The organism is Curtobacterium sp. PvP017 (genome assembly GCF_054060195.1).
On sequence record NZ_JBSSCY010000001.1, the window covers coordinates 94,744 to 107,117 of the forward strand.

Below are 12,374 nucleotides of genomic sequence, written 5' to 3' on the forward strand. Positions count from 1 at the left end.
GCGGTGGCGTCAGTCGGCCTCGGACGCAACGACGTCGAGCACCGCGCGGCCGTACCGCTCGAGCTTCGCGGCACCGACCCCGGAGATCTCGGCGAGCTGGTCGGCGTCGGCCGGACGCACCGCCGCGATGCCCCGGAGCGTCGCGTCGTTGAACACGACGTACGCCGGAACGCCCTGCTCGCGCGCCTGGGCGGCACGCCAGACCCGGAGGGCCTCGAACAGTCCGACCGCCTGCTGGGGCATGTCGGTGACCACGGTCCGGCGGGACGACCGGCTCGCCCGCGGTGCCTTCACCGTGTCACGGCGCATCCGGACCTGGACCTTGCCGGTCAGGACCTCGGCGCTCGTCGGGCTGAGGACGACCGTGCCGAAGCCGTCGCCGGACACCGCGGCGTAGCCCTGCGCGAGCAACTGCCGGGCCACCGCGCGCCACTCGCCGTCGGACAGGTCGGAGCCGATGCCGAAGGTCGCCAACGACTCGTGCTGCAGCTCCTGGACGCGGGGCGACTGCTTGCCGACCAGGATATCGACGAGGTGGGCGACACCGTACCGCTGGCCGCGCTCACGCTCGAGGCGGACGACCGTGGACAACAGCTTCTGCGCGGGAACGGTGCCGTCCCACGACTCGGGTGGGGCGATGCACGTGTCACAGTTGCCGCAGGCCGTGGACTCCTGCCCGAAGTACGCGAGCAGTCGCACCCGGCGGCACTCGATCGTCTCGCACAGGCTGAGCATGGCGTCGAGGTGTGCGCTGAGCTGCCGACGGTGTGCGGCGTCGCCCTCGGACTGGTCGATCATCCGTCGTTGCTGCACGACGTCGTTCAGGCCGTACGCCAGCCACGCGGTCGAGGGCAGGCCGTCGCGCCCGGCACGACCGGTCTCCTGGTAGTACCCCTCGACCGACTTCGGCAGGTCGAGGTGCGCCACGAAGCGGACGTCGGGCTTGTCGATGCCCATGCCGAAGGCGATCGTCGCGACCATGACGATGCCGTCCTCGCGCAGGAAGGTCGACTGGTTGCGCGCACGCACCCGGGCGTCGAGGCCCGCGTGGTACGGCAGCGCCTGGATGCCCTGCTCGGCCAGGGCGGTGGCGGTCCGCTCGACCGACTTGCGCGACAGGCAGTAGACGATGCCCGAGTCGCCGCTGTGCTCGGTGCGGATGAAGGTGAGGAGCTGCTGCAGCGCACCGGTCTTCGGTTCGATGCGGTACTGGATGTTCGGGCGGTCGAAGTCGGCGACGAAGTGCGCGGCGTCGTCGAGGCCGAGCCGCGCCGAGATCTCGCGGTGGGTCTGCGGGGTCGCCGTGGCGGTCAGGGCGATCCGGGGCACGGTCGGCCAACGCTCGTGCAGGACGCTCAGCTCGAGGTAGTCCGGCCGGAAGTCGTGGCCCCACTGGGCGACGCAGTGCGCCTCGTCGATGGCGAACAGCGAGACCCTCGCCCGGTCGAGGAGCGCACGGGTGGACTCGAGCCGGAGCCGCTCGGGTGCGAGGTAGAGCATGTCGACCTCGCCCTGGACGACCGCGCGCTCGACCCGGGACCGTTCGTCGGGCCCCTGCGTGGAGTTGAGGAAGGCGGCGCGGACCCCGTTCGCCGCGAGGGCGTCGACCTGGTCCTGCATGAGGGCGATGAGCGGCGACACCACGACCCCGACGCCGTCGCGCACCAACGCGGGCACCTGGTAGCAGAGCGACTTGCCGCCACCGGTGGGCATGAGCACGAGGGCGTCGCCGCCGGCGACCACCTGGTCGATGATCGCCGCCTGCTCGCCACGGAAGTCGTCGTAGCCCCACACGCGGTGCAGGACGTCGAGCGCTGCGGCTCGCGAAGCAGACACGGCGGCGGGCGCGGGCGTGGTGCTCATGCCACGAGCCTACGGGCGACCGGCGACACCCACGGCACTGTCCACAGCGGCTGTGTCCACAGTGCCGGCGCGGGTCGGCGCGACGGCCCAGCCCGTGCCAGCCGGACCGAACCAGCGCTTGCCACCCGCCCAGTCCGGTGGCGTGCCACGGAACCGCGGCGCCTGGTGTCCGGCGAACGTGCGGTCGAGCTTCCGCCACCACGCCAGGAGTTCGACCATGCCCCAGAACGCGAGCGACGTGCCGAGGGTGACGAGCCAGCCGCCGAGCGTGCCATTGGCGTCCGAGGAGGCCAGGTCGATCCCCGACCAGCCCGGAGCCTGCAGCACGAAGATCATGATGTTGTTGAAGGCGTGCTGCAGGACGGTGGCCTCGAGCCCCCCGGTCCGGAGCACGATGATCGCAGCGATCAGGCCGAACGAACCGACGTCGAGGATGCCCCAGACGTTGTAGCCGTTCGGGATGTGCAGCACGGCGAAGACGACGGTCGACACCGCGACGGCGATGACCGTGCCGAAGATCCGCCACGGGATCCACGAGGCGATCGTCTGCATCAGGAAGCCGCGGAAGATGAACTCCTCGGCCGCACCCTGGAACGGCACGAGCAGCACGACGAGGACGATCGTGAGCGTGAGGGTGCCGAGGGAGACCGTCGACTGACCGATCGCGGCGTGGTTCCACGCGAAGCCGCCGTCGGTCGTGATCATCCCGCCGTCCCAGAAGAGGCGGGTCTGCACCACGAACATGACCGCCGCGATGACCAGGGTCGGCAGCACGCACCACGCCGTCCACGCCCACCGCACCCGGAAGCGCGTCGACGTCAGGATCGCGCCGGGCCCGAGGCGCGCGACCTTGACGGCCAGCAGGACGCCGGGCAGCAGGATGACCAGCGACACCAGGGTCAGCGACAGGACGAGCGGATCCGTCGGGTCGAGTGCGCCGCGCTGCAGGTCCTCGAGCAGGTCGTAGAGGCCGGACTCACCCCCGACCGCAGCGACCGGGATGAAGTAGGCGACGGTGATGAGCACCTGGGACGCGAGGTACCAACCCGCCAGGAACGCGAGGGCGACCAGCGGGCGCCACCACCTCCATCGTGCGTCGACACGGGGCAGGCGGTGGTAGGGAACGCTCACGCCACGCAGGCTACCGGGCCGGGCAGGATGGGACCCGTGCTCACCGTGCTGTTCGGCCTGTCCGGAGCCGTCGTCTACGGCTTCGCCGACTTCCTCGGCGGGCTCGCGTCACGGCGCGTCCGTCCGGTGACGGTCGCCGCCGTGGCCGCGGCGATCGGGATCGTGCCGCTGCTGATCGGGCTGGCCGTGCTCGGGGGGTCACCGTCGTGGACGAGCACCCTCTGGGGCGCCGTCGCGGGGCTGTCCGGCGCGGTCGGGGTCCTGCTCCTCTACGCCGCGCTGGCGATCGGCCCGATGAGCGTGCTGTCACCCCTGACCGCCGTGTTCGCGGCCGTCGTCCCGGTCGTGGTGGCCGTCGCCCGCGGGACCGTCCTGTCACCGCTGGCGATCGCCGCGGTGGTCGTGGCCGTCGTCGCGGTGGTGCTGGTGGCCGCGGTGCGGGACACCTCGGGTGCACGCCCCACCGTGCGCGGGGTCGTCGCCGCAGCGGTGGCCGGGTGCGGGTTCGGCGGCATCGTGCTCGCGTACGACGCGACCCCGCCGGGCGCGGGCATCCACCCACTCGTGGTCGCGCGGGTGCTGCAGACGGTGCTGCTGGGCGCAGCGGCGCTCGTGGTGACGGTGCGTGCCGGGCGCGGGGCGCGGTCTGGAGGCGCGGCAGACCCCGCTGCGTCGGTCGACGTCGCGGGGTCTGCCGTGCCTCCAGGACGCTGGTGGCCGCCGCGTCTGCTGCTGACGGTCGCGGGGTGCGGCGTATTCGACGCCCTGGCGAACGTGTGCATCCAGGCAGCGCTGCACGCGAGCGACGACCCGGGCACGCTGCCCGTCGTGAGCGTGCTCAACGCGCTCTACCCGATCGGCACGGTCGTGCTGGCCGGCGTGGTGCTGCGCGAGCGGCTGACCGCGCCGCAGTGGGTCGGCATCGCGCTGGCGTTCGTCGCGTCGGTGGGGCTGACCCTGGCGTGACGGGACGGCTCAGACGTCGGGGATGAGCCGCTTGCCGAGCGACACCGTGCGGTCGTCGGAGTAGCCGAGGGACTCGTAGAAGCCGAGCACACGCTCGTTTCCGGCCCGGATCTGCAGGTTCACCTTCGGGCAGCCGAGGTCGGTGAGGAGCCGCTCGAACTCCGCCATCAGCGTCCGGCCGAGGCCCGAGCCCTGCAGGTCCGGCTGCACTGCGAGGTAGTTCACCCAGCCGCGGTGTCCGTCGAAGCCGGCCATCCCCGCAGCGACGACCCCGCCGGTCCCACCCTCCGCCACCAGGAAGAGCTCGGGCTGGACGGTGGCCTTGCGCGCGATGTCGCGGCGCGGGTCGTTCCACGGGCGGACGAGACCGCACGCTTCCCAGAGGGCGACGACCGCATCGGTGTCGTCGGCGCGGAACGGGCGGATCCGGTACTCCATCCCCCCACGTTACGGGGTGTGGAGAACGTCGTCACCGAGCCGTCGTCGTGATCTGATAGACCTGTCCGACCTACCATCCGATCAGGAGCCCCGTGACCGCACACGACACCATCCCGTCGCGCCGCAGCGCGCGGGACGACGACGGCGGCAGACGATCCGGGCGGCGCTCCCCCCGGAGGCGCCAGACGGTCGGTGGGGCCATCGTCTCGCTCATCGCCGAACTGCTCATCATCGCGGGCGCCGGCACCGGCCTGTACGTGGTGTGGACGGCATGGTGGACCGACGTCGTGGCGGTCAACGAGCAGTCGAAGCTCGTCGAGGGGCTCGACCAGCTGAAGACCCCGGACAAGGCCGGCACCGAGCACCGTGGGACCGCACCCGTGCTGGCGGAGCCGCCGGATCTCTCCGACGTCTTCGGCACGATGCAGATCCCCCGCTTCGGCAAGGACTACAACCGTCCGATCGGCGAGGGCACGGACCGCGAGAAGGTCCTGAACACGATCGGCCTCGGGCACTACCAGGACACCGCGATGCCCGGAGCCCCCGGCAACTTCGCCGTCGCCGGCCACCGCGTGACCTACGGCAAGCCGCTCAACCAGATCGCCGAACTCAAGAAGGGCGACTCCGTCGTCGTGCGGGTCACCGACGCGAAGACGAAGTTCGACGTCTGGTACGTCTACAAGGTCACCGACAGTCAGATCGTCACACCGGACCACATCGAGACGATCGCGCCGGTGCCGAACAAGCCCGGAGTCGACCCCTCGCCGTCGGACCGCTGGCTGACCCTCACCGCGTGCCACCCGATGTGGTCGGCGGCCGAACGGTTCGTCACGCACGCGAAGCTCGACTACTGGATGCCCGCGTCCGAGGGCACCCCGAAGGAACTCTCGGAGACCGCCAAGTGATCTTCCCCCTGGTCTGGCGGCTGCTGCCCGGACCCACCGTCCTGAAGGTGCTCGAGCTGCTCGTGCTGCTCGCGGCGATCGTGTTCGTGCTGTTCCAGTGGGTGTTCCCGTGGATCGCCGCGGACATCCTGCCGCCGCCCGACGGCACCGTGGAGTCGACGCCGACCCCGTAGCCGTCAGCCACGGCGGTGACGACCGACGGCGTCAGACGGTCGTCGTCACGTGCGAGCCGCCGGCAGCGGTGCGCCGCACGGCGATCCGCTCCGGGATCCGCTGCTTGAGTTCCTCGACGTGGCTGACGATGCCGACCTGCCGTCCGCCCGCGGTCAACCGGGACAACTGCCCGATGACGTCGTCGAGGGTCTCCGGGTCGAGCGTGCCGAACCCCTCGTCGACGAAGAGCGTGCCGAGCGAGACCCCTCCGGCCTCGGCCTGCACGACGTCGGCCAGGCCGAGCGCCAGGCACAGCGAGACCGTGAACGTCTCGCCGCCGGACAGGCTGCGGGGGTCCCGCACGGTGTCGGTGGTGTGGTCGTGCACGGCGAGTGCCAGTCCGGTCCGGCGTGCCCGTGATCCCGACTCGCGTTCGTCCGAGGTCTCGAGCGTGAACCGGCCCGCGAGCATCCCCCGGAGTCGGTCGTTGGCCGCGGCGACGACGTCCTCGAACCGACGCATGAGCACGTAGGTGCCCAGGGTGATGCCGGTCGGGTTCACCGCGGTGACGCCGTTCGCGATGTCGGCGAGCCGGACCACGGCGCGGCTGCGCGCCGACGTCTCGTCACGGGCGCGGGTCGCACGGGTCACCTCGGTCTCGCACCGGTCGACCGCGTCGGCCCGGTCGGCGGCGGAGGCAGCCGCCCCGGTGGCCTGCTCGAGTTCGGCGGCGGTGCGCTCACGAGCGACGCGGGCGCCGTCGAGGTCGAGACGTTCCGCGGAGTCGTCCGCCGCGGCCACCACGGACGGCTCGGCGAGACCGGCCACCACGACGGCACGCTCGGCCTCGGCCGCGCTGATCCGCGCCCGCAACCGTTCGGTGTCGCCGGGGTCGAGCCGTCCGGCCCGCGCTGCGGCGACGTCGGCGAAGCCCTGGTCGTCGAGGACCCGGGCGACCTCGGCACGACGGTCGTCGCGGGCACGGGTCGCGGCGGCCACCCGTTCGTCGGCCTGCACGACCGCGCGGTACGCCTCGAGTCGCTCGTCGAGGAGCTCGACGGCCGTCCGGAGCGTCGTGGGGCGGTCGTCGAGGAGCGCGCCGAGCCGTTCGCGTGCCGCGGCCACGGTGCCGAGGTCGGTGTCGAGTCGCTCGGCGTCGGCCTGCGCGGTCGAGGTCAGGACGGTGCGACGAGCGTCGAGGTCGTTCCGCTCCCGCTGGAGCCGACCGGTCTCGGTGTCGTGCTCCGCCCGGTGCCGCTCGTGCTGCAGGACGAGGGCGGCGGCGTCGTGCGCGGCCCGGACCCGGGCGTCGGCGGCCTCGGTCAGTGCATCGAGCGCTGCGGCGTCGACCGTGCCGACGACGTCGACCAGCCGCTGGTGCTCGGCGCGTTCGACCGCCAGGTCCGACGCGGCCTCGGCGAGGCGTTGGTCCGCACGCCGGGTGGCGTCGCCCGCAGCGTCGACGGCTTCGGTGGTCGGGTGGTCGTCCTGCGGGGTGGCCACCGACGGGTGTTCCGTCGACCCGCAGACCGGACAGGGGTCCCCGGTGGTGAGCGCTGCGCCGAGTTCTCCGGCGAGGCCGGCGATCCGGCGTTCACGGAGCGCACGCTCGGCGGCGAGGGCCTCGGTCGCCGATCGTCGTGCCGCGGTGACGGTCTGCTCGGCGGCGGTGACGCGCTGCGCCGCGTGGTCGCGCGCCACCAGCTCGGCCCGGAGGGACCGGACGCGGGTGACCTCGTGCGCTGCGGCGTCCGCGTCGGCCGCGGTCCGGGCCGCGGTGCGTGCGGCCTCGACGATGCGGGCCCGTTCGGCCGGTCGGGCGTCGAGCGCGGCGTCGAGCGCGACCAACTGCACGGCGAGCTGCTCGGCGGTCGCGACGGCCTCGGCGATGGCGGACCGTCGAGCAGCGGAGCCGTCCTCGACCGCGACGAGGTGGCGCACCGCGGACAGGTCGTCGGCCAGGGCATCGCGCCGGCCCACGACGACGTCGGGGGCCTCGGCGACCCCGTGGCGATCGCGCACCGCTCGGGCCGTCGCGGTGGTCTCCTCCGCCCGCAGGACCGCGGCGTCGAGTCCGTCGGCCACGGCGGCGACCCGTGCGGCGCGTTCGCCGAGGGCCACGGTCGCCCGGGCGTCGTCGACGGCGGGGGCGTCGACGTCGAGCGCGGTCTGCCGCGCGAGGAGCCCCGCACGTCGTCCGAGGGCGGTCGCACGCGCCGTGACCACCTGTTCGCGCTCGGCCGCCGTCGTCGCTGCCGAGGCTGCCGCAGCACGGACGGCCGCAGCGGCGTCGGCTGCCGCGCGGATTGACGCGACGGTCGACGGCACGGCGGACTCGTCGGCGCCGTCGAGACCGGCGGCCTGGGCGAAGCGGTTCAGGGCGTCGCGGACGCGGTCGTCGGCGCCGTCGACCTCGGCCTGCACGGCGCGGCGCCGCGCGGCGAGTTCGTCGGCGGTGCGGTCGTAGACCTGCGTGCCGAACAGCGACTGCAGGAGCTTGCGGCGGTCTTCACCCGGGGACCGCAGGAACCGTGCGAACTCGCCCTGCGGCAGCACCACGGTCTGCAGGAACTGCGCGCGGTCCAGCCCGATGATGCGGCCGATCTCGACGCCGACCTCGGGGATGCGCGACGACATGGGTTCACCGGCGACGTCGGACGGGCTCGCCAGGCGGAACAGCTGCACGGACGCCTGCTGCTTGACGGTGCCGGTCCCCCGTTGCTTCGGTCGGTCGTACTGCGGGGTGCGGCGGACCCGGTAGGTCCCGGCGCCGGTCTCGAAGACGAGCTCGACGAAGGGCTCCACGGCGGGGTCGGCGTGCTGGCTGTGCAGGCGGTCGGAGCTGGCGTCGGACCCGGCGAGCCCGCCGTACAGGGCGAACACCACGGCGTCGATGATGGTCGACTTGCCGGAACCCGTCGGCCCTTCGAGCAGGAACACCCCGGAGGCCGCGAGCGCTGCGAAGTCGATGGACACCAGGTCGGGGTAGGGCCCGATGGCACGGAGCTCGAGTCGGTGCAGGTACATCAGCGGTCCCCCTCGCGCTGCAGCGCCAGCACCGCGGCCTCGTACGCCTCGGTCAGGACGGCGTGCTCGTCGTCGTCGGGCGCGGCACCGGTGGCGAAGGTCACGAAGTCGGCTGCGACCTCGACCGGGTCGGACGTCGCCGTGACCGCGCGGGCGGCTGTCGCCGGGCCACGGTCGGCGGGCTCGTGCGTGATCGCCAACGCGTGCGGGAAGTGGTCCTTGACCCGGGCGTACATGCGCTCGGGGTGCACCGTGTCGGTCACGGCCACCCGGACCCACGCATCGACGTCGGCGCGGAAGACCCCGGACTCGACGTCGTCGATGCTGCCGCGGACGTCGACCAGGCGCCGCGGCACCGGGGCCGGCACGAGCTCGGTGCTGACGGCGCCGCCGGCGTCGAGTTCGACCAGGGTCACCGACTTCTGCTGGTGCCGCTCACCGAACGAGAACGCCAGCGGTGAGCCGGCGTACCGGATCCGGCCGCCGTCGCCGACCCGCTGCGGACCGTGCAGGTGCCCGAGGGCGACGTAGTCGAAGCCGTCGAAGACCGATTCGGCCACCCGGTCGACACCGCCGACGCGGATGTCCTGCTCGCTGTCGCTCGGATCGGCCCCGCCGACGAAGGCGTGCGCGACGACGACGCTGCGGGTGCTCCCCCGCAGTGAGAGGTCGGAACGGATCCGTTCGGTGGCGGCGTGCACGACCGCGTGGTGTGACCGTGCGAGGGGTTCGTCCGGCACGTCGGCCAGTGCGTACCGGGTCAGGTCGGGGTGCAGGTAGGGGATGCCGTAGACCGCCACCGGGCCGTCGGCGTCGTCGACGAGCACCGGGTCGGCGATCCGGGCGGGTTCGGCGAGGATGCGCACCCGGCGGTCCATCACACCGGCACCGAACCCCAGGCGTGCGGCGGAGTCGTGGTTGCCCGGCGTGAGCACCACGGTCGCCGTCTGCGCCAGGCGTTCGAGCACCCGGGACAGCATGCGGACGGCGTCGATCGGCGGGATCGCCCGGTCGTACACGTCTCCGGCGATCACGACGAGGTCGACGGAGCGGTCCTGCACGAGGTCGACGAGCCAGTCGAGGAACGCCGCCTGGTGCTCGAGGAGGTCGGCACCGAGCAGCGTGCGGCCGAGGTGCCAGTCGCCGGTGTGCAGGATGCGCATGCGGACACGGTAACGCCGGCCGGGGACATCGCTGGACGGCCGCGCGCCGCCTGGGGAGAACCGCCGCCTGGGGAGAACTCAGGGCACGCAGCTCGCCGAGGCCAGACCGAGGACCGACACGACCTTGACCTTGACGGTCGGCGTGCTGGTGGCGGTCCAGCCGTTGCCGAGGTTCGTGCGGAGGTTCAGCGTGTACGTCGTGCCGAGGTCGAGCAGGCCGGCACCGCCGTAGACGAGCGAACGTTGTCCGGCGGTCGTGGCGGTGGCGAGCTGGGTCGTCCCGTTCACCAGGTCGAAGGACTTCGGCACCGTCGGGTCCGTGTACGTCCAGGCGATCGTCACGGTGCTCGACGACGCCGGGGTGCAGGTCAGCGTGGGCACACCGGTCGCCGTGCCCGCCGTGAAGTTCGACACCGGGTCCACGGTCGTCCGCGACCACGGCACGGCCACCGCCTGCGCCGGCAGGAGCACCCCGACGCTGCCCGCGATGACGAGGACCGCCGCTGCGCCGCCGAAGCGGCGCAGCCGCTGGACGCGACGCTCGTGCACCCGCAGTGAGCGGCGGGTGACGACGGTCGTCGCGCCGGACGCCAGGCGCGTGGCGGCGTCGTCCCGCGCCTCCCGGCCGGCATCGACACCATCAGACGGCCCGCCACCCGACCCGTGGGCGTCGTCGTCGCCGTCGTCGTCGCGATCGTCGTCGACCGCCGCGAGGCGGCGCAGCGATCCGTCGACCGTGCAGAGCGCGAGCAGCGCCGTCAGGCCGAGCGCGAGCACGACGACCTTCGTCCACTCCCCCTGTCGGAGCCACAGGACCGGCGCCCCGACGAACGGGATGCGCAGGAACGCGACCCCGTGCACGGCCGAGCGCTCGAGCGGCGTCGAGTCCTGCTGCGGGTTCGCGTCGCCCTTCGTGACGAGGGTGCCGCCCGGGCCGTCCTCGACGTACCGGTGCATGCGCAGGTGGCCGGACTGGTCGGGGTCGTCGGCGAGCAGGATCTTGCCCGTCCGGACCTCGCCGGACGCGACCGGTCGCGAGACGACCACGTCACCGGACGTGAGCCGCGGCTCCATGGACCCGGTCATCACCGTGGTGGGCTGCCAACCGATCACCGCGGGCGCGGCCGCCCAGAGGGCGAGGCCGAGGAGGGTGGCGACCACACCGCGTGCGACCGTGCCGACGACGACGCGCCCCCAGTCGACGACGTCACGGAGCACGGCGTGCGGTGTGGGACCACCGTGCACTGCGATGCTGCTCATGACTGCCTTCGACCGGGGGCGCGTTCTCGGGGGTGGCGGCCGGGGCTGGCTCGGGCTCAGCCCCGGTCACCGGGTGGGGAGTGCTCCCCGGGTCAGCTGTTCTGGGCTTCCCAGGTGAAGCCGAGCGCCGCGGTGCCGCCCTGGACCGTGTTCGGGGCGGTGTCCGAGACCTTGTAGGAGAAGCGGTAGACGCGCGACTCGGACGCGGTGCCGGTCGGGGCCCACGAGCCGACGCCGGTGGCGAAGTTCGTCGCCGCTGTCCCGAAGGACGCCAGCGTGGTGTTCGCAGCCGTGATCGTGCCGCCGGTGGCGAGCGGCGTGAAGCCCGTGCAGGAGCCGAAGCCGCCGCCGGTGCCCTGCTCGACGGTCAGGCTGATGTTCGCCGCGAGGTCCTTCGTCGTGGCGGCGGCGGTGCCGTACAGCTTGACGGTCGAGGGCAGCGAGCCCGTCGAGGTGACCGTGATGCAGTTCGCGCCGGTCGAGCCGGGCTTCAGGGCGGTCGCGGTGAAGAGTGCGGTGTTGTTGTCGTCGTCGGAGAGTGCGACGCTGCCGGCGGTCCAGTTGCTCGTCGGGTTGACGGTGGTCGCCGAGAACGCCGAGTAGGACGCGGTCGAGACGACGACACCCGAGGCGACGAGGGCGGCGGGGATGGCGATCCAGGCCGCAAGACGGGCGGCGCGAGGGGTGACACGAGACATTGCGAGAGCTCCTGATCCGGAAACGGTGGCGCCGTGGTCGCGGTGGTTGGTCGCGTCGGAGCCGGGGTGGTTGCTACGACGATCAAGGTACTTTTCCGCCGAGCAACTCACAAGGGAAGGCACTACCCCCGTGCTGGGGGTGTCTTGACGAGTGAGATACTTGTTGACTGAGTCATCCCACCCCCTGCCGAGAAGAGCTGCCCATGACGGACACCACCCAGCCCGTCCTGCCCGACGCCCTGCCGCCCGCGCCCGTGTCCCCGACCGTCTCGCTGCCCGACACCGTGGACGCGGACACCGACCTGGCGCAGCTCCTCACGGCCTTCCGGATGCTCCAGACGCAGCACGCCCGTGTCCTGCACCACGAGAGCGTCGTGCGCGGACTGAACGCCACGGACACCCGGTTCGTGTTCTTCCTCGCAGCGGCCGACGGCGACGGGGTCACCCCGAAGCAGGCCGGCGAGTACCTCGAGCTCACCACCGGCGCCATGACCTCGCTCGTCGACCGCCTCGAGCAGCGTGGGCACCTCGAACGCCGCCCGAACCCGCAGGACCGTCGCAGTGTGCTGCTGCACCTCACCGCCTCGGGCGCCGAGGTCGCCCGGCAGATCGGCGCCGTCTACTCGGACGCCTTCCGCGAGGTCGTCGCCCCCGCCGACCGGGTCCGGCTCGCCGCAGCGTTCACCGGGCTCGGCGACGCCCTGGACCGCCACTCACGTGCAGAGACCGCGGCCCGTTCCGCCTGACGATCTGCGTGACCCCGTGTGTCG

Annotated in this window: 11 protein-coding genes; 4 read left to right on the plus strand and 7 right to left on the minus strand. The window is 72.8% G+C overall.

Annotated features, from left to right (window positions below):
- Window positions 1-9: 9 nt before the first annotated feature.
- Complete coding sequence (gene recQ / locus ACVKXF_RS00485; RefSeq protein ID WP_456794515.1) at window positions 10-1,863, minus strand: DNA helicase RecQ; 1,854 nt, start codon at window positions 1,861-1,863, stop codon at window positions 10-12.
- 9 nt (window positions 1,864-1,872) lie between these two features.
- A complete protein-coding gene (locus ACVKXF_RS00490; protein WP_456794516.1) occupies window positions 1,873-2,994 on the minus strand; it encodes a CPBP family intramembrane glutamic endopeptidase in 1,122 nt (373 codons plus the stop codon).
- 36 nt (window positions 2,995-3,030) lie between these two features.
- On the opposite strand from ACVKXF_RS00490, the gene ACVKXF_RS00495 reads away from it, so the two are divergent.
- Window positions 3,031-3,960, plus strand: coding sequence for an EamA family transporter (locus tag ACVKXF_RS00495; RefSeq protein WP_456794517.1), 930 nt, complete (start codon window positions 3,031-3,033; stop codon window positions 3,958-3,960).
- 9 nt (window positions 3,961-3,969) lie between these two features.
- Here the strand turns inward: ACVKXF_RS00495 and ACVKXF_RS00500 are convergent, their stop codons facing one another.
- Complete coding sequence (locus ACVKXF_RS00500; protein WP_456794518.1) at window positions 3,970-4,398, minus strand: GNAT family N-acetyltransferase; 429 nt, start codon at window positions 4,396-4,398, stop codon at window positions 3,970-3,972.
- A 92-nt stretch (window positions 4,399-4,490) separates the two neighbouring features.
- On the opposite strand from ACVKXF_RS00500, the gene ACVKXF_RS00505 reads away from it, so the two are divergent.
- Entirely contained in the window at window positions 4,491-5,303 is an 813-nt protein-coding gene (locus tag ACVKXF_RS00505; protein WP_340197896.1) for a class E sortase, read from the plus strand.
- Window positions 5,300-5,476, plus strand: coding sequence for a hypothetical protein (locus tag ACVKXF_RS00510; RefSeq protein ID WP_185021323.1), 177 nt, complete (start codon window positions 5,300-5,302; stop codon window positions 5,474-5,476). Before ACVKXF_RS00505 ends, ACVKXF_RS00510 begins: the two co-directional genes overlap by 4 nt.
- A gap of 31 nt (window positions 5,477-5,507) precedes the next feature.
- On the opposite strand, the gene ACVKXF_RS00515 is transcribed toward ACVKXF_RS00510, so the two are convergent.
- From ACVKXF_RS00515 to ACVKXF_RS00530, 4 genes are all read right to left on the minus strand, one after another.
- The gene (locus tag ACVKXF_RS00515; RefSeq protein ID WP_456794519.1) at window positions 5,508-8,483 is read right to left on the minus strand and encodes an AAA family ATPase; all 2,976 of its coding nucleotides are present in this window, start codon (window positions 8,481-8,483) and stop codon (window positions 5,508-5,510) included.
- On the minus strand, window positions 8,483-9,646 hold the full coding sequence (locus ACVKXF_RS00520) for a metallophosphoesterase family protein (RefSeq protein WP_456794520.1): 1,164 nt from the start codon (window positions 9,644-9,646) through the stop codon (window positions 8,483-8,485). Before ACVKXF_RS00520 ends, ACVKXF_RS00515 begins: the two co-directional genes overlap by 1 nt.
- Window positions 9,647-9,724: 78 nt before the next feature.
- Window positions 9,725-10,906, minus strand: coding sequence for a S24/S26 family peptidase (locus ACVKXF_RS00525; RefSeq protein ID WP_456794521.1), 1,182 nt, complete (start codon window positions 10,904-10,906; stop codon window positions 9,725-9,727).
- A gap of 92 nt (window positions 10,907-10,998) precedes the next feature.
- Window positions 10,999-11,604, minus strand: coding sequence for a hypothetical protein (locus ACVKXF_RS00530; RefSeq protein WP_123310232.1), 606 nt, complete (start codon window positions 11,602-11,604; stop codon window positions 10,999-11,001).
- A 203-nt stretch (window positions 11,605-11,807) separates the two neighbouring features.
- On the opposite strand from ACVKXF_RS00530, the gene ACVKXF_RS00535 reads away from it, so the two are divergent.
- On the plus strand, window positions 11,808-12,350 hold the full coding sequence (locus tag ACVKXF_RS00535) for a MarR family winged helix-turn-helix transcriptional regulator (protein ID WP_456794522.1): 543 nt from the start codon (window positions 11,808-11,810) through the stop codon (window positions 12,348-12,350).
- Window positions 12,351-12,374 lie beyond the last annotated feature (24 nt).